Source organism: uncultured Jatrophihabitans sp., from assembly GCF_964246335.1.
Lineage (GTDB): Bacteria > Actinomycetota > Actinomycetes > Mycobacteriales > Jatrophihabitantaceae > Jatrophihabitans.
On the sequence record NZ_CAXTQF010000022.1, the window covers coordinates 16,761 to 33,711 of the forward strand.

At 70.4% G+C, this 16,951-nt stretch carries 14 protein-coding genes; 6 read left to right on the forward strand and 8 right to left on the reverse strand.

Annotated features, from left to right (window positions below; genetic code table 11):
- The first annotated feature begins 7 nt into the window (after window positions 1-7).
- The 3 genes from ACFFCN_RS08610 to ACFFCN_RS08620 are packed head-to-tail and all read left to right on the forward strand — an operon-like array spanning window position 8 to window position 2,858.
- Window positions 8-1,408: an ethanolamine ammonia-lyase subunit EutB gene (locus tag ACFFCN_RS08610; RefSeq protein ID WP_375490734.1), complete on the forward strand. Its 1,401-nt coding sequence runs from the start codon at window positions 8-10 to the stop codon at window positions 1,406-1,408.
- A gap of 1 nt (window position 1,409) precedes the next feature.
- Window positions 1,410-2,192 (forward strand): ethanolamine ammonia-lyase subunit EutC, encoded by a 783-nt coding sequence (gene eutC / locus ACFFCN_RS08615; RefSeq protein ID WP_375490735.1) that lies wholly within the window; start codon window positions 1,410-1,412, stop codon window positions 2,190-2,192.
- Between the two features lie 15 nt (window positions 2,193-2,207).
- A complete protein-coding gene (locus ACFFCN_RS08620) occupies window positions 2,208-2,858 on the forward strand; it encodes an SDR family oxidoreductase (protein ID WP_375490736.1) in 651 nt (216 codons plus the stop codon).
- Here the strand turns inward: ACFFCN_RS08620 and ACFFCN_RS08625 are convergent.
- Window positions 2,851-6,186 carry a S8 family serine peptidase gene (locus tag ACFFCN_RS08625; protein WP_375490737.1) on the reverse strand — a complete coding sequence of 1,112 codons (3,336 nt, stop codon included), beginning with the start codon at window positions 6,184-6,186 and terminating at the stop codon, window positions 2,851-2,853. The two genes, ACFFCN_RS08620 and ACFFCN_RS08625, sit on opposite strands and share 8 nt — an antisense overlap.
- A gap of 351 nt (window positions 6,187-6,537) precedes the next feature.
- On the opposite strand from ACFFCN_RS08625, the gene ACFFCN_RS08630 reads away from it, so the two are divergent.
- On the forward strand, window positions 6,538-8,781 hold the full coding sequence (locus ACFFCN_RS08630) for an FUSC family protein (RefSeq protein WP_375490738.1): 2,244 nt from the start codon (window positions 6,538-6,540) through the stop codon (window positions 8,779-8,781).
- A 13-nt stretch (window positions 8,782-8,794) separates the two neighbouring features.
- Here ACFFCN_RS08630 and ACFFCN_RS08635 read toward each other — a convergent pair whose 3' ends face one another.
- Both ACFFCN_RS08635 and ACFFCN_RS08640 read right to left on the reverse strand, forming a co-directional pair.
- Window positions 8,795-9,775 carry an SDR family NAD(P)-dependent oxidoreductase gene (locus ACFFCN_RS08635; RefSeq protein ID WP_375490739.1) on the reverse strand — a complete coding sequence of 327 codons (981 nt, stop codon included), beginning with the start codon at window positions 9,773-9,775 and terminating at the stop codon, window positions 8,795-8,797.
- A 34-nt stretch (window positions 9,776-9,809) separates the two neighbouring features.
- Entirely contained in the window at window positions 9,810-10,667 is an 858-nt protein-coding gene (locus ACFFCN_RS08640; RefSeq protein WP_375490740.1) for an SDR family oxidoreductase, read from the reverse strand.
- A 77-nt stretch (window positions 10,668-10,744) separates the two neighbouring features.
- Between ACFFCN_RS08640 and ACFFCN_RS08645 the strand changes: the two genes are divergently transcribed.
- Window positions 10,745-11,164, forward strand: coding sequence for a winged helix-turn-helix transcriptional regulator (locus ACFFCN_RS08645; protein ID WP_375490741.1), 420 nt, complete (start codon window positions 10,745-10,747; stop codon window positions 11,162-11,164).
- Between the two features lie 13 nt (window positions 11,165-11,177).
- On the opposite strand, the gene ACFFCN_RS08650 is transcribed toward ACFFCN_RS08645, so the two are convergent.
- Both ACFFCN_RS08650 and ACFFCN_RS08655 read right to left on the reverse strand, forming a co-directional pair.
- Entirely contained in the window at window positions 11,178-11,543 is a 366-nt protein-coding gene (locus ACFFCN_RS08650) for a PaaI family thioesterase (RefSeq protein ID WP_375490742.1), read from the reverse strand.
- Window positions 11,544-11,580: 37 nt separating this feature from the next.
- Entirely contained in the window at window positions 11,581-11,859 is a 279-nt protein-coding gene (locus ACFFCN_RS08655; protein ID WP_375490743.1) for a GlsB/YeaQ/YmgE family stress response membrane protein, read from the reverse strand.
- 180 nt (window positions 11,860-12,039) lie between these two features.
- Here ACFFCN_RS08655 and ACFFCN_RS08660 point away from each other — a divergent pair, with 180 nt between their 5' ends.
- Window positions 12,040-12,624 (forward strand): class I SAM-dependent methyltransferase, encoded by a 585-nt coding sequence (locus ACFFCN_RS08660; protein WP_375490761.1) that lies wholly within the window; start codon window positions 12,040-12,042, stop codon window positions 12,622-12,624.
- A gap of 15 nt (window positions 12,625-12,639) precedes the next feature.
- On the opposite strand, the gene ACFFCN_RS08665 is transcribed toward ACFFCN_RS08660, so the two are convergent.
- The 3 genes from ACFFCN_RS08665 to ACFFCN_RS08675 all read right to left on the reverse strand — a co-directional run bounded on the left by ACFFCN_RS08665 (window position 12,640) and on the right by ACFFCN_RS08675 (window position 16,900).
- A complete protein-coding gene (locus tag ACFFCN_RS08665) occupies window positions 12,640-13,653 on the reverse strand; it encodes an acetamidase/formamidase family protein (protein ID WP_375490744.1) in 1,014 nt (337 codons plus the stop codon).
- Window positions 13,650-15,149, reverse strand: coding sequence for an APC family permease (locus tag ACFFCN_RS08670; protein WP_375490745.1), 1,500 nt, complete (start codon window positions 15,147-15,149; stop codon window positions 13,650-13,652). Before ACFFCN_RS08670 ends, ACFFCN_RS08665 begins: the two co-directional genes overlap by 4 nt.
- 437 nt (window positions 15,150-15,586) lie before the next feature.
- Window positions 15,587-16,900 (reverse strand): hypothetical protein, encoded by a 1,314-nt coding sequence (locus ACFFCN_RS08675; protein WP_375490746.1) that lies wholly within the window; start codon window positions 16,898-16,900, stop codon window positions 15,587-15,589.
- Window positions 16,901-16,951: the final 51 nt, after the last annotated feature.

The following is a 16,951-nucleotide window of genomic DNA, read 5'->3' on the forward strand; positions in this document are numbered from 1 at the left end:
CGCCGCGATGAGGACCTATCGCGCCCGGGTCGGCGGCCACGAGTACATGTTCGCGGGGCTGGTGGATCTGCTGGCCAAGGCCGGCCCACGGCGGTCCGGCGACGAGCTGGCCGGCTGCGCCGCGGAGTCGGCGGCCGAACGCGCGGCGGCGCAGTACGCGCTGGCCGATGTCGCGCTCACCGACTTCCTCGGCGACCCCGTCGTGCCGTACGAGAGCGACGAGGTCACCCGGCTGATCCTCGACACCCATGACCGCGCCGCGTTCGCGCCCGTCGCATCGCTCACCGTGGGGGAGCTGCGCGACGAACTGCTCGACGTGGCGACCCGGCCGGACGCGGCCGACGTGCTGCGCCGCCTTGCGCCCGGGCTCACGCCCGAGATGGTTGCCGCCGTCAGCAAGCTGATGCGCAACCAGGATCTGATCGCGGTCGCCCGCCGCATCGAGGTACGCACCGCGTTCCGCGACACGATCGGCGCACCCGGCACGCTGACCACCCGGCTGCAACCCAACCACCCGACAGACGACGTGCGCGGGGTCGCGGCCGCGGTGCTGGACGGCCTGCTGCTCGGCTGCGGCGACGCCGTCATCGGGATCAACCCGGCCACCGACTCACCGCACGCAGCCGGTGAACTGCTGCGGCTGCTCGACGACATCCGCGCGCGCTACGCCATCCCGACGCAGACCTGCGTGCTCGCACACGTGACCACCACACTCGAGCTGATCCGCGCCGGCGCGCCCGTCGACCTCGTGTTCCAGTCGATCGGCGGCACCGAGGCGATCAACTCCGCGTTCGGTGTCGACCTCGCGGTGCTGACCGAGGCGCGCGACGCGGCGCTGCAGCTGCACCGGGGCACGGTCGGGCAGCATGTCATGTACTTCGAGACGGGGCAGGGCTCGGCGCTGTCCGCCGGCGCGCATGTAGGCACCGGCGGGCGGCCGGTCGACCAGCAGACCCTGGAGTGCCGCGCGTACGCGGTGGCCCGCGCGTTCGATCCGCTGCTGGTCAACACCGTCGTCGGCTTCATCGGCCCGGAATACCTGTACGACGGCAAGCAGATCGTGCGCGCCGGGCTCGAGGACCACTTCTGCGGCAAACTGCTCGGCCTGCCGATGGGCGTGGACGTCTGCTACACCAATCACGCCGAGGCCGACCAGGACGACATGGACACCCTGCTGACGCTGCTCGCGGTCGCCGGCTGCGGTTACCTGATCACCGTCCCAGGGGCGGACGACGTGATGCTCGGCTACCAGAGCATGTCCTTCCACGACGCGCTGTACGCCCGCGCCGCGCTCGGGCTGCGGCCGGCGCCCGAGTTCGAGACGTGGCTGCGCGGGCTGGGCATGATCGACGACTCGGGCGCGATCCTGCCCGCCCCGGCCTCGCCGCTGCTCGCGATCGGGCGGTGAGGTGGACGAGCCGGCATCTGCCGACGATGAGCCCGTACCGGACCACTGGGCCGCGTTACGCCGCGCCACCCGCGCCCGGATCGGGCTGGGCCGCGCCGGCAACGCGCAGCCGATGGCGGCCGAGCTCGCGTTCCGCGCCGCACACGCCGCCGCGCGCGACGCCGTGCACGAGCCCCTCGACGTCGCGCTGGTGCAGGAGCAGCTGGCCGACGCCGGCCTCGACGCAGCGGTCCAGGTGGCCAGCCGGGCGCAGGACCGCGCCGAGTATCTGCGTCGCCCGGATCTCGGCCGGCTGCTGGACGACGACGCCGACGCAACACTGGACGCGGCACCGCGCGAGCGGGAGGTCGCCGTCGTGCTCGCCGACGGGCTCTCGCCGCGCGCGGTAACCAGCCACGCCGTTGCGCTGATCGTTGAGCTGCTGCCGGCACTCGCGCCGCGCACCGCGGCCCTGGTGATCGCGACCCAGGCCAGGGTCGGGCTCGGCGACCACATCGGCGCATGGTTGGACGCGCGGGCGGTGCTGGTGCTCATCGGCGAACGCCCCGGGCTGTCGGCGAGCGACAGCCTGGGCGCATATCTGACCTACGCGCCACGGGCCGGCCGCAGTGATGCCGAACGCAACTGCGTGTCGAACATCCGGCCACCCGACGGGCTCGGCTACACGCGCGCGGCCCGGATCCTTGCCGGGCTCGTCGAGCAGGCCGACGCCGCCGGGGTCTCGGGCGTCGCGCTCAAGGACCGGTCCGCGCCGGACTCTGCACATCTCGACGCCCTGCACTAGTGGCAGGCTGGCGCTATGCGCATCGTCATTGCCGGAGGGCACGGGAAGATCGCTCTGCTGCTCGCGAAGCAGCTCGCGGACGCCGGCCATCAGCCGGTCAGCCTCATCCGCAACCCGGACCACTCGGGAGAGGTGACCGATGCCGGTGCCGAAGCGGTAGTGGCCGACCTCGAGCAGATCTCCGCGAGCGACCTCGCCGGGCACCTACGAGATGCCGACGCGGTCGTCTTCGCGGCCGGCGCCGGACCGAACAGCGGTGCCGACCGCAAGCTGACGGTCGACCGCGACGGCGCGGTGTTATTGAGCGACGCGGCGAAGCAAGCCGGCGTCAACCGCTACGTCATGGTCTCGGCGATGGGCGCGGACGGCTTCGACGCGGGCAGCGACGAGGTGTTCCAGATCTACCTGCGCGCCAAGAGCGAGGCCGATGCCGCGCTGCGCGACAGCGGACTCGACTGGACCGTCGTGCGGCCCGGCGGGCTGACCGACGATCAGCCGACCGGAAAGGTGCAGGCCGCGACCGAGACAGGCCGCGGCAGCATCCCGCGCGCCGACGTCGCCGCCGTCATCGTTGCGGTGCTGAACAAGCCGGACACGATCGACAAACAGTTCGAGCTGATCGAGGGCGACTCCGACATCGGAGCCGCCCTCGACGCCCTTACTTGATCGTGTAGTGGTACGGCAGTGAGGTGACCTCGCTGCCGGCGAACTGCCCGTTCGGCGGGACGTCGTCGGAGACGTCGTCGACGAAGAGCTGACCCTGCACCTCGGTGCCCGGGGTGCCGGTCGGGGTGATCGTCACCATGACGGTGACGCTCTGCCCCGGCGAGAGCGCGACCGGGCTGGCCGTGGTGCTCGCGTCCTGCGCCGTCAGCTCGAGGTCGCCGGTGGACGACGTGACCGTCTGGTCGAAGGTCTTCGTCGCGACCGTGGCGTTCATCGAGTACGTCGCCGCCGGCTCGCCCGCGTCGGTGTACGGACCGCACTCGCTCGGGATGCCGAACCAGATGCCGCTGGTCACCTGACCGCCGAACGGCGAGTAGGTGGACGTCGGGCTGGTACTGCACAGCGCGGACGGCCCGGCGCTCGCACTGGCGATGTCCGGGTCACCGTTGGCCGGCTGGTAGTCGAACATGATCGGCTTCGACCCCGTGGCGTCCATCCGGAGACTGGAGGTTTCCGTCGGGACGAACCAGTACGGCTCGCTGTTGGTCAGCGGCAGCTTGCCGCTGTTCGCGTCCAACGGCGCGAGCGGCAGCACCTCGGTGGTGTTGAGCCGCGGGTCGAGGAAGTACTCCTCCGGCGCCTTGCCCGTGTTGGTGATCTTCACCGGCACCTCGACGCGCTTGCCCGCGGCGAGCTTGGTGCTCTTGCTGTTCGGCAGGCCCTTCGCGGTGGCGAGGGTTTGGTCGAAGTGCAGGTCACCGGTGTACGGCTGCGAGATGAGGTCACCGGCCGTCGGCTCCGCGAAGTCGACGATCAGCGTCCACGTGCCCTGCTGCGGGTGCAGCGTGTACGCGGTCAACGCGTTGTAGCTGTTGCCGCCGAGCGCGTTCTGCCCGTAGCCGAGCGTGTCGCCGTCCGGGCTGATCAGGTACTCGGCGACCGGGTCGGACGGGTCACTCGGGAACCGGACGTTGGCCGTGATGTCGTGCACGCCCTTGCCGACCTTGAACTCGTAGAACTGCTCCTGCCCGGCGCCCGGCCGGCCGTTGCCGCCGGTCAGCGTGCCGGAGAACTTCCCGCCGTTCGTCGCCGGGTCGATCAGGCTGCGCACCGCCACCGAGACCGTGGTCGTGTAGCGCGTCGCCGCGTTCGGGCCGGAGTCGACCACGATCGAGCCGGACATGTCGCCGGGCTTGGCCGGCGCGGTCGCCCGCCCCTGAACGGTGTGGCTCTGGCCCGGCGCGAGCGTGAAGGAGCCCGATCCCGACGCGAGGGAGCCCGCGGCCTGGTACTTCTGCGTCGCCGTCCGGTAGTGCACGACACCATTCGTGCCGTTCACCGACTTCGCATCGCCGAAGATCAGCCCCGTCCAGGTACCGGCAGTCGGGTGCTGCACGTCGAACTCGCCGTAGTTGCCCACGCCCTGCGGGAACGAGTGTCCGGCGAGCCGGCCCTTCGGGTCCACCGCGGTGAACCGGATGCGCTGGTTGTTGCCCAGGGTCGGATCACCTGGGTAGGCGAGCGATACGTCGAGCCGGTCCTGGTTCGGCTTGACGGTGAAGTGGACGATCGCGTAGTTGACGGGCAGCCCCTGATAGTTCGGGGTCTGCGGGCTCGTGCCGTCCTCGAGGTCGACCGAACCGGTCTGCACGTTCGTGTCCGGGCCGAGCGTGCGGCCGGACAGCTTCACCGTCTGCGCGCGGGCGCCCTCGTTGGTGACGGTGAGCGGCAGCTTCACGGTGCTGCCCGCCTTGCCGGTGGCGTCGATCTGGTCGGTCGACAGCGCGATCGTGTCACCGGTCGGCTTGGCCGTCTTGAGCGAACGGGCCAGCTGCACGGCCCGGTAGGCGTTGACCTGGCCCGCGCCCTGCTCCGTCGCCGGTGCGCCGAGGTCCTCGGCACTGCTGGTCAAGATCTTCTTGACCTGCGCGGGCGTCGGCGTGGCGCCGCCGTGCCCGTCGCGGTAGGCCTCGATGACCAGCGCCGCGATGCCGGCGGTCAGCGGCGCAGATTCACTGGTGCCGCCGCTCTCCTCGACGTCCGAAGGCTGACCGAGGAAGTTCGTGCATCCTTCGAACTTCGCCGACGCGTCGCAGGAGGCGAAGCTGAGGTCACCCGGCGCCACGAGGTCGAGCACCCGGCCGGACTCGGTGACACCGCCGGAGCTCAGCGCGCTGATGTTGTTGTTCAGCCAGCCGGTGGTCGCGACGTCGCGGGCCAGCTCGTAGTTGGTCTGCGCGAGGAAGCGGAACGTCGTCGAACCGCCGACGGCGAGCAAGTTCGGGTCGGTGCTCGGCGAGCCGTTGGAGTTGAACGGGCCCGAGTCGCCGCTGGACACGGTGACCGTGACACCCGCGGCCACCGCGGCGTCGTCGAACTGCTTGGTGACGTCGGCGGCGGTGTCCGGCAGCGGGTTACCGCCGAAGGACTCGTTCAGCACGTTGACGTGGTCGGTCTGCACGGCGTAGTTGATCGCCTGCAGGAAGTTGGACTCAGTGGTGATGCCGTTGCTGAACACCTTCAGGCCGACGAGGTCGACGCCCGGCGCGGTGCCCTCGATGCGGATGTTGCACGCGGTCGGGTCGGGCTGGGCGCTGAAGTTCTGCACGTTGTAGACGTGGCGGCCCTGCCCGGCGATCGCGTTGGCGTCGAGGAAGGCCTCGGCGCCGTCGGTGACGGAGTTGGGGCCGTCGCCGCTGAAGTCCTGGTAGTCGGTGAACACCGACTTGCCGTCGGGCTTGATGAAGTTGACGTTGTTCGGGTCGATGCCCTCGGCGATCCACGCGACCTTGACGCCCTTGCCCGTGTAGCCGAGCGAGCGCGCGGTCTGCGCGTTGGCGGTGTCCGAGTCGGTGTGCGTGGTGTCCAGTGCCTCGGGGTCGAGCTGGACGGCGCCGTTCTTGCCGCACGCGCCGGGGATGACGTTCGGCGTCAGCGGTCCGCCGGCGGCCGGCTTGCTGGCGGCCGGCTGCGCCGGCGAGCTCAGGTGGATGGTGCTGTCCGGCACCACGCTTGCGACCGAGGGGTTGGCACGCAGCCGAGAGAGCTCACCGCTGGACACGGTGGCGGCCACTGAGTTGATCGTCTGGTAGCTCTTCACGTGCTTCGCGCGCACCTTGCCGAGCTCGGAGAGCAGCGGCTTCTGCAGCGAGCGGACGTGCGTGGCCCGCGACTTCGCCGCCGCCGAGCCGACGTGCGCGGACTTCGGCTGGTTCTTGAACACGACGATGACCTTGTGCGTGCTGTTCAGCGACAGGTCCTTGGCCGCCTTCGAGCTCAGCGGCGCGGTCAACGACGCCTTCGCGACGGGCGCGGCACTCGCCGACACCCCGGACAGCGCCGTCGCGAGGCTGAGGGCCGTGGCCCCTGCCGCGACCAGAGCGACGCTGCGTGCGTGCCCCCGTCCGAATCCGATTCGACCGTTACCACGCACGCTTCTGCTCACAGACGCACTCCCACCGGGGTTCTGGCCGAGATCACGGCCGAGCCGGACGCTACGCCCGCGGGCATACGGGGGGAAGTGGCCTGTTCGGACTTTTTGCCCGGATTCGCCGGGTCGGAGCCCAAATTGCCGGTTGGACCGTTCTGCAACGACATGTTTTCGGCACCGAGGTACAGCCGCGCAGCGCACTGATCAGCAGAGGTGGGGCTGACCGCGAAGGTCCGTTAGCGTCAGCGCGTGCATCCGATCCGGTGGCTGCGCGCGCACGACGCGGGCCTGTGGGCGCTGCGCCGCGCGGCCCGCACCGCGATCGTCATGCCGACGCTGTTCGCGTACGGCTTCGAGGTGCTGCACAACAGCACGCTGGCCACCTTCGCCGCGTTCGGGTCGTTCGCGTTGCTGCTGCTCGCCGACTTCAGCGGCAGCCTGGTCGAGCGGCTGTCGGCCGTGGCCTGGCTCGCAGGCTCCGGCGCGGTGCTGATCTGCCTGGCAACGCTCGTCTCACAGACGCCCTGGCTGGCGGCCGTCGTGATGACCGCGGTCGGTTCCCTCGTGCTGTTCGCCGGCGTGATCAGCTCGGTGCTGGCGTCGGCGTCGACCGCGCTGCTGGTCGGTTTCGTCCTGCCCGTCACGACGCCCGTGCCGATCACCCAATTGCCGGACCGGCTCGCCGGCTGGGGGCTGGCGAGCGCCGGCGCGTTGCTCGCGGTGGGTCTGCTGTGGCCGGCGCCCGCGCGCAGCCCACTGCGCGCGCCGGCAGTCGATGCCTGTCGGTTGCTCGCGACGCGCATGCGGACCGACGTCGCGTTCGTCCTCGGCGAGGACGGGTTGGACGAAGAGCAACGCAACGCAGCAGCCGCGCGTGCGCGCGACGCGACCGCCGGCCTGCGCACCGCCTTCTACGCCACACCCAACCGACCCACCGGGCTGACGACGGCGGCGCGCACGGTGGTGCGGCTCGTGGACGAGCTGGACTGGCTCGTCGGCGTCCTCGACTCGTCGGTGCCGCAGCGTCGGGGGGCGCAGGGTCTATCGGCACAGGGTCGGCACCGGGAGGTCCACGCGGTCAAGCTGGCCGTTGCCGACGTCCTCGACCTCGGTGCCGACCTGCTCGCCGACACGCGGCACGTCGACCCGGACCCGTTGGCGCGCAGCGTCGCGTCGTTGCAGGACCGGCTGCACGAGATGGAGGCGGCGGCGACGATGGCGCTGCCGACGAGGTCGGCCGACGGCGAGGCCGCGCTGCTGAGCGGGCTCGACCCGACGTTCCGGGCCCAAGAGCTGACCTTCGCTGTCACGGCGGTCGCGAACAACATCCTCGGCACGGCCGCGGCCGAGCGCCGCAACGCCTGGCAGCGGTTGCTCGGCCAGGAGCCCGACGGCGTACCCGGCGCGCTCGCCGCCGCCCGCGAACGCGCCCTCGCGCACCTCGACGTCCACTCGGTATGGCTGCACAACAGCCTGCGGGGCGGGATAGGCCTCGGGGCCGCGGTGCTCGTCGCCGACCTGTCCGCGCTGCAGCATTCGTTCTGGATCGTGCTCGGCACGCTGTCGGTGCTGCGGTCCAACGCGTTGTCGACGGGTCAGAACGTCCTGCGCGGCCTCGCCGGAACGGTGATCGGCATCGTCGCCGGCGGCCTGCTGGTGTCCGCGGTCGGTACCGACCGGGCGGTGCTGTGGATCCTCTTGCCGTTGTGCATCGTGCTGGCCGGGCTCGCGCCGGCCGCGATCTCCTTCGCCGCCGGGCAGGCGGCGTTCACGCTCGTGCTGTTCATCCTGTTCAACATCATTGCGCCGGTCGGCTACCGGCTGGGCTTCGCGCGCATCGAGGACATCGCGATCGGCTGTGCGGTGAGCGCGGTCGTCGGGGCGCTCTTCTGGCCGCGCGGCGCCAGTGCCGCGCTGCGGCGCGCGCTGGCCGAGGCGTACACCGACAGCGCGTCCTACCTGCAGCGCGCCGTCGCGTTCGGGACAGCGCGTTGCGAGGGCGCCGGGTCGGTCCTGCCGCCGCGGGCCGAGAGCCAACGTGCGGCGGCCGCGTCGCGCCGGCTCGACGACGCGTTCCGCGAGTACCTCGCCGAGCAGGGCACCAAGCGACTCGCGCTGGCCGAGGCGACCACGCTCGTGACCGGCACGATCGCGCCGCGGCTCGCGGCCGACGCCGTGCTCGAGATGTGGGACTGCAAGGACGCGCCGGTCGGCGACCGTGGGGCGGCCCGCGCGGAGCTGGAGGCGGCTGCGGCGTTGATGACCGCGTGGTACCAGGAGTTCGCCGCGGCGCTCGTCCGCGGCGGCCCGGTGCCCGACCCGCTGCCGCACGACGCCGCGGCCGACGGGCGGCTCGTCACCACGGTCGACCGCGACCTGCGCCGCGCCGACGGCTCCGGCACGCCCACCGCGATCCGGATGATCTGGACCGGCGACCACCTCGACGCGGTGCGCCGCCAGCAGGCGAGCGTCGTCACCGCCGCGCGCGCCTGAGCCGGCGGCGAGCCTAGGAACTCGCGGCGAAGGCGTCGACGCCGGTGCGCTCGGCGGACAGCGCCCACAGTCGGCGCGCCTGCTCGGGGTCTACGGCCCACTCGCGCACGCCGTGCGCGGCATCGGTCTGATCATCGGAGATGATCTCGGCGACGTTGCAGTCCTCGCAGTAGATGCCGCCGAGGTCGGCGAGCAACGGCGACGTCGCGGCCCACACCATGGTGGCGGCGCCCTGCTCCGGCGACTTCAGGCTGGGGTCGGTGACGTTGCCGTCGGCGTCGATCCACCCGCGCGCGATGAGTTCCTCGCGCGGGAGGTGTCGCTGCAGCGGTGTCATGATCCCGCCGGGGTGCACGGAGAACGCCTGGACGCCGGCCGCCCGCGCGAGGTCGTCCAGCTCGAGCGCGAACAGCGCGTTGGCCGTCTTCGCCTGCGCGTAGGCGCGCCACTTGTCGTAGCTGCGCGCCGAGTCGATGTCGTCCCAGACGATCCCGTTGCGGCGGTGGCCGGCCGAGCTGACCGCGACCACGCGCCCGCGTCCGCGCGCGATCGCCGGCCACAGCCGGTTGACCAGCGCGTAGTGGCCGAGGTGGTTGATGCCGAACTGCGACTCCCACCCCGGCCCGACCGTCGTGTAGTCGTTCGCCATGACGGCCGCGCTGTTGATCACGAGATCGATGTCGCGGCCGGAGGCGAGGAAGCGGTCGGCGAAGTCCGCGATCGAGGCCTGGTCCGCGAGCTCCAGCGTGTCGACCTCGACGTCGTCGATGTCGGCCACTGCCTCGCGCGCGACGTCCGGGCGACGCGCGGGGACGACGACGTGCGCGCCGGCGGCGGCCAACGCGCGGGTGGCCTCCAGCCCGATGCCGGAGTACCCGCCGGTCATCAGCACGAGCCGGCCGGACAGGTCGATGCCGTCGAGCACGTCGGACGCGGTGCTGGTCGCGCCGAACGGTGAGTCGATCGGCTGCTGCGCGGAGGTCTGCGAGGTCATGACCCCACGCTAGGACGCGGACTCAAGCCGGCGATCAGCGTCGCGACAGCATCGCCTTCGCTGCCTCGGCGAGCGTCGTCAGCGGGCGGCCGACCAGCCGGGCGAGATCGGTGCTGTCCGTGTCGAGCTCGCCGGCGGCGATGATCCGGTCGATGTCGACGACAAGATCGACGTAGGTCGGTGGAACGCCGCCGCTCGTGAGAATCTCGCGCAGCTCGTCGGGAGTGACCGGCCGGTACTCGACGTCCTGGCCGCTCGCCTGCGACACGGCGGCGGCCATCTCGGCGACGGTGATCTTGTCTCCGCCGAGCTCGAGGATCGCGTTCGCCTCGCCGTCGTCGACCAGTGCCGCGGCCGCGGCAGCGGCGTAGTCGGCGCGGGTGGCGGCGGTGAACGGGGTATCGCCCGCGGCGCTGACGAGTGCACCTTGCGCGATGTAGTTCTCGGCCTGGTCCAGGTAGTTCTCGAGGTACCAGCTGTTGCGCAGGATCGTGTACTGCAGGCCGGACGCGTCGATCAGTTTCTCGGTGGCGAGGTGCTCGGCTGCCAGCGTGCTCGTCGAGGTGTCTGCCTTGAGGATGCTGGTGTACGCGATGCGCTGTACGCCGGCGGTCTTCGCGGCGTCGATCACGGTCGTGTGCTGCGGGACGCGCTGACCGTTCTCGCTGCCCGAGATCAGCAGCAGCGTGTCCACATCGGCCAGGGCGGCCGGCCAGGAGTCCGCGTCGTCGTAGTCGGCTGCGCGGACCGCCACACCCCGCGTGGCGAGATCCTCGACCTTCGCGGGCGTACGGACGATCGCGACGATGTCGGAGGCCTGTACGCCGCGGTCGAGCAGCGCATTGATCGTCAGTTGGCCGAGCTTGCCGCTCGCGCCGGTGATTGCGTACATCTGCACTCCAGTTGCTCTTGGGTGGCACTAACTATTGCACAGTGCCTGTCTTGTGACCAGTGCAGTAGGATGAGCGTGTGGCTACGAAGACCGCGCGTCGCACTCGCAGCAACGTCGCGTCCGCAGACGACCTCTGCGCGGACGTCTTCGACCGCAACTGCCCGTCGCGGTCGGTGATGGAGCACGTCGTCAGCAAGTGGGGGACGCTCGCGCTGCTGGCTCTCGCCGACGGCAGTTTCCGGTTCAACGCACTGCGCCGGCGCGTTGACGGCGTCAGCGAGAAGATGTTGTCGAAGTCGCTGCAAAGACTCGAGAACGACGGGCTCGTGACCCGCGACGTCCTCAGCGCCATCCCGCCGCGCGTCGAGTACTCGCTGACCGATCTGGGCCGGCGGATCGCCGAGCAGCTCCGCACCCTCATCGACGTGGTGGAGGGCGCGACGCCCGAGGTCGTCCAAGCACGCGCTGCAAGCGCCGGTGGTTCGTCGCGCGCCTGACGACTCGCCGCCGTCAGTGAGTGGTGATCGCGAAGGTGGCGAGCGCCTCGATCAGTTGCTTGCCGTCCTGCTCCACCTGCGCGGCGCACACCAGGATGTGCTCGCCCTGCTTCCCTACGTGCGCGTGCACGGTGAGCATGCCCGGCTTGCCCGGACGCAGATACGCCAACGTCAGCTGCGTGGTAGCCGCGGCGTCGTCGTCGCCGATCATGGTGCGCACCGCGGCGCCCATCGCGACGTCGACGAGGGTGGCCATGACACCGCCGTGCACCGCGCCGGCCGGGTTGAGGTGCCGATCCTGCGCCTCGAGATTCGCCCGGGCCTCGCCGTCACCCGACGTCAGGCCAGTGATGCCGACGTCGTCCGCAAAGGGGTTCATGGCGAGGTCGTACCCCGAACGTGCCGGGGCGAGCGAGTCAGCGGCGAACCGCAGTGCGCCCGCTCACCCGCATGTAGATGAGCAAAACGATGATGGCGCCGATGACCGACCCGACGATGCCGGCCGGCTGGAAGAACCCGTCCTGCTTGTCCTTGTGGAAGATCAGGTAGCCCAGGAAGCCACCGACGAACGAGCCGATGATGCCGATGAGGATGGTCATCGGGATGCCGATGTCCTGCTTGCCCGGGACGAGCAGGCGGGCCAGCGCGCCGGCGATGAGGCCGATGACGATCAGGCTGATGATGAGACCGAGCATGAGACGTACCTTTCGTAGGGCTCCGAACCGGCAAGAGCCAAGGTGCGGGTCAATACGTAGCGCGATACCCAATGGCGCGCGGATGCTCACGCGACAGTCCTGGGGAGACTCTGTGGAGTGAGCAATGAGAGGGGCCAGGACGTAGACGCGTTCGAACGCGACGATCCGAGCCCGGACGAGATGTTCTACCAGTACCCGCGCTTCGTCACGCACATCGACGACGGCGCCATCACTGCAGTAGGCCGGCTCTACGCGGAACTCGGCGTCGACGGGTCCGACGCACGGCCCAGACGCGTGCTGGACCTGATGTCCTCCTGGGTCTCGCATCTGCAGGCCGCGCCGTCGGAGCTGGTCGTTCTCGGGATGAACGCCGCCGAGCTCGCCGCCAATCCGATGGCCACCGAGCGGGTGGTGCACGACCTCAACGCCGACACCGTGCTGCCGTTCGCCGACGCATCGTTCGACGCCGTGCTGTGCTGCGTCTCCATCGACTACCTCGTCCGGCCGGTGCAGGTGCTTGCCGAGGTCCGGCGGGTCCTGCGGCCGGGTGCCCCGGTCGTCATCACGTTCTCGAACCGGTGTTTCCCGACGAAGGCAGTGCGGGCGTGGCTGACGACCGACGATCGTGGCCGGTGCGAACTCGTCGCCGACTACCTCCGGCAGGCCGGCGGATTCGGGTCGGCTGAGATATCCCGGCGCACGCCGACCGAGCGGTACCGCGGCGATCCGCTGTTCGCGGTCGTGGCACGGCGCACCGGGACCTGAACCTTTGCCGGCGCGTCAGCTGCGGTAGCGGCGTGCGGTCTCGACGAGCCGGGCGTGCGTGTCGCCCATCGCCGGCGTGCCCGGCAGGAACTGTTTCGCGATCTTCGCCACCGACGTGTAATTGGTGTCGACCACGTTCGCGAGCGGCGCCTCGACGGCCTGCGACACGAATTGGTACGCGTCGAGCGTGTGCAGCCCGTACTCTGCGGCCAGCCACTGCACGAGGTCGGTCTGCGCGATGCGGAACGCGTCCTCGAGCGGGCGCGTCGAGCCGGTGCTGATGAGGTGTGTGTCCGACTCGAGCCGCGGCCACGGGCACGGCGTGCCCTTGATCAAGTCGACGACGAGGACGGTGTCCATCGCGCACTCGGCGGCGACGCCGCACGTCTCGCCCTCGCCCTGCCGCGCGTGGCCGTCGCCGATCGAGAGCATGGCGCCCTCGACGTTGACGCCGAGGTAGCAGGTGACACCGGCGCGCATCTCCGGCGTGTCCAGGTTGCCGCCGTGCGCATCGGGGACCAGCGCCGAGCGGACCTCGAGGTTGGCCGGCGCCACGCCGACGGTGCCGTGCATCGGCGACATCGGCAGATCGACCTGGAAGTCGCCGAAGCGCGCCTCGAAGCGGCACGTTCCACGATCGCGGTCGAGCTGCCAGATCCAGACGACCTCCGGCAACGGATCCTGCAGGGTCGCGGTCAGGTGCGTCGAGGTCAGCGCGCCGAACAGCGGCACCGTCGTCGATGCGGCCCAGTCACGCGCCGGCTGCAGCGAGACGAAGTGGACGGCGAGCGTGTCGCCCGGCTCCGCGCCCTCGACGTAGAACGGCCCGGTCTGCGGGTTCAGGTAGGGGAAGTCGCACACCTCGGAGACCAGATCGTCGACGCCGCGCACGCGTCCCGCGAAGCAGTCCTCGGTGAACAGCTCGAGAATCGTGCCGGGCGCGATGCGCGCCATCGGCGCGGCCCCGCCGAACGTCCACACGTAGTCGCTCGGCTCCGGTCGGAAGGTGTGGACGACGGGATCGCTCATGAGGTGACCGTAGCCGCCTCCGCGGTGGGCAGCGGCTCCTCGTCGAGGTGGATGCGCGCCACGTCGGCGACTCGACGCGGCGCACGGACGTAGAGCACGACGAGGTAAATGACGCCGAGCACCATCCACACCCCGACGCCGCGGATCGCGTACGACAACGGCGCGGCCAGCGGTGAGATGAACGACCAGCCGAACGGATTGACGCCGACCGCGGACAGCCAGGCGGGGACGAACGCGGCGATGCCGAGCAGCGGGATCAGCACGTGCGAGAACGGATTGAACCCGGCGCTGCGGTTGCGCAAGAAGTAGCCGATGCAGGCGGCATTGCACACGATGTAGATCGACACCAGCATGATCACCAGTGCGGTGCCGACGATCGAGAACGCAACCGTCGGGTTGTACTGGAAGCCCAGCCAGAGCGAGACGGCGATGGTGACGATGCCGGTGGCGAGGATGCCGATGTAGGGCGCGCGATGCCGGGTGCTGACGCGCGCGAAGCCGTGCGGGAACGCGCCGATGCGGCCCATCGCGAACGCGGTGCGGCTGGCGACGTTCACGCCGGCGTTGGAGTTGGCGATCGTCGAGTTGACGATGGCGGCGAACACGAACCACCAGAAGAAGCCGTACAGCGTGCGCGCCACGCCCTCCCATGACGCGGCGCCGGACGACGTGAAGGTGGCGAACTTGCCCGGGCCGAAGGCGACGTCGATCGCGTACGTGGTGAAGACGTAGAAGATCCCGACGACGAGCACTGCGCCGATCACCGCGCGGCGGATCGTGCGCCGCGGATCGCGGGCTTCTTCGGCCAACGGCGTCGCCCCTTCGAAGCCGCCGAAGGCGAGGATGGTGAACACCGACCCGCCGATGACGCCGCCCCAACCGGCGTGTGCGGACGGCGCGTACGACGTGCCGAACACCTTGATCGTGTTGGCGTGTCCGGCGTGCACGATGAGCAGCACGCCGAGCACGACGAGGACGAGCACCTCGAACAGGCCGAGGATGGTGCCGAAGACAGCGGATGCGCGCACGCCGAACAGGCCGGCCGCGACGACGATGAGAGCGCCGACGATCGTCCACGGCCACCACAGACCGGCGGGGTACGCCGACCACTCGCCGTGGATCGTCGAGGCGGTGGTGAAGCCGAGTTGCAGCAGCACGAGCGGCGGGATGAGCACACCGATCGCGACGTATGCCCAGGCGACCAGGAAACCCAGCGACTGGTGCAGCCCGCGTGCGACGTAGGTGCCGAGCGACCCGGCGGCGGGGATGTGCCGCGCCAGCTCGCCGATGCAGAACGCGCTCAGCAGGCAGGCCACGAGTGCTACCAGCACGGACAACGGCAGCGCGCCACCGGCGAACGCCGCGCCCGCGGGGATCGAGGCGGCGACCGCGGCGGCCGGTGCCATGTCCGTGACGCTCTGGAACAACACCTCGCGCAGACCGATGGCGTCGTTGTGCAGCGACCCTGCCGCGCGCCTCGTTGTCTCGGTTGCCATGGCCGGGCCCCCTTCACGCGGATACTGATCCGCACTGTAGGGATCGCGCTTCGTGCTGCCCAGTGACGCGCTGCGACACGCCGCGTGTGGCGTGGGCGCCCGTCGCAGGTTGATTGCGGCGTGTCGCCCTGCTGTGGGTGCACAGACGCTGCGCCCGGCCGTGCTGCGCCGTCGAGGATTGGTGACCGGTCTCGGTCCTAGAGGATTGCCCGCGTCCGTGCGGGCAATCCTCTAGGACCGGTGGACGGTGCAGGCAGCCGGCTGGGCACGTGCCGCGTCGCGCCGCGCGTGGCGACGCTGCGGGCGCTTCGGCGGCGTGTCGCCCCACAACGTCGCCACACAACGTCGCCACACAACGTCGCCACACGACGTCGCCACACGACGTCGCCCCGCAGCGTCGCCACACAACGGCGCCCGGCCCTGGGTTCGTCCTCGCGCTACGCCCGGAAAACGAGTCGCGAGTGTGCGTCCTGATGGGTTGCCTGCCGGTAGGCGGCGAAGCTGCCGTAGACGTGCCCGTTCCAGCCGAACTGGACGGCGTGCCCCTTCGCGACCGCGAACGCGTTGTGGTCGCTGCGGTTGGCGTCGGGACCGGTGTACGCCTGGGCGTCCGGCACGGTGCCGTAGACGACGCCGCCCGTGTTGGTCGCCGTGATCGTGTTGTGCTCGAAGACGTCGCGCGACGCGTAGTACTGCACCAGCAGTTCGGGCGAGCCGTCGTTGAGGCCGTTGTCGTCGCGCAGGTCGTTGTCGGCGAACAGGTTGTCGAAGGACTTACCGGTGTTGACTCCGCCGCAGGCGTCCGCCCCGTTGCAGTAGCCACCTGTGGTCAGGCCGACGTACAGGCTGCCGCGGATGCGGTTGTGCAGCACCCGAACGTGATCGGCCGCGCCACGCGGGTTCTCCGCCGCGACCTCGATGCCGATGTCGCTGGTGCTCACCTTGTTGTCGCGGATGTCGATGTGCGTGCCACCGTCGACGTAGATGCCGTCGGCGCAGTTGCACCACCCGTCGCCCTCCCAGTAGGCCGGGTTGCCCCGCGACTTGATGCCGGAGACGACGTTGCGGGTGATGTGTCCGTTCCGGGCTCGGTTGCGTTGCGTGTAGCGATTCTTGCCGCCCAGCGTCGGCTCGAAGCCGATAGCGTCGATGCCGATGTTGTTGTCGTCGAAGATGTGGTTACGGGCGATGTCCCAGCCGTCGACGTTGCCGTTGACGACGACCGTCTCGCTCGCACCCAGGTGCAGCCGGTCGACGGTGTTGTCGACGATGTGCAGCCCGCTGACCGCTGCGTCCGGGTCGTCGCCGTACACGGCGATGCCGTGCGCGTTGATGTCGAAGCTGCCCAGCGTTCCGTTGTCGTTGCCGAGGTCGTGGACGTGGTTGCCGGCGATGCGCACGCCGTGGTCGTGCCCGTGTACGTAGATGCCGATCGGCACGACGCCGCGCCGCTTGGTCCGATATGCCGTCACGTCGAGGCCGCGCACGGTGACGTTGCGGCTGTCGCGGATCTGCACCATCGCGCTGAAGCCCTTCGGTGCATGCAGGCCGGCGCCGGACAGCACCACATGCTCGTGCCGATAGGGCCGCAGGGTCACGTCGCGCACGTGCGCCAGCGTGATACGCCGGTGATAGGTACCGCCGCGCAGCTCGACGCTCCCTCCGCCGTGCAAGCGCGCCAGCGCCGCGTGCACGGTGCGCATCGGGTGCCCGACGGTGCCGGCCGCGTGGTCGGAGCCGTGGACCGCCACGATGACGCGATGCCGGTGTGTCGATCTGGCTGCGGCGTGCGCGGGCGCGCT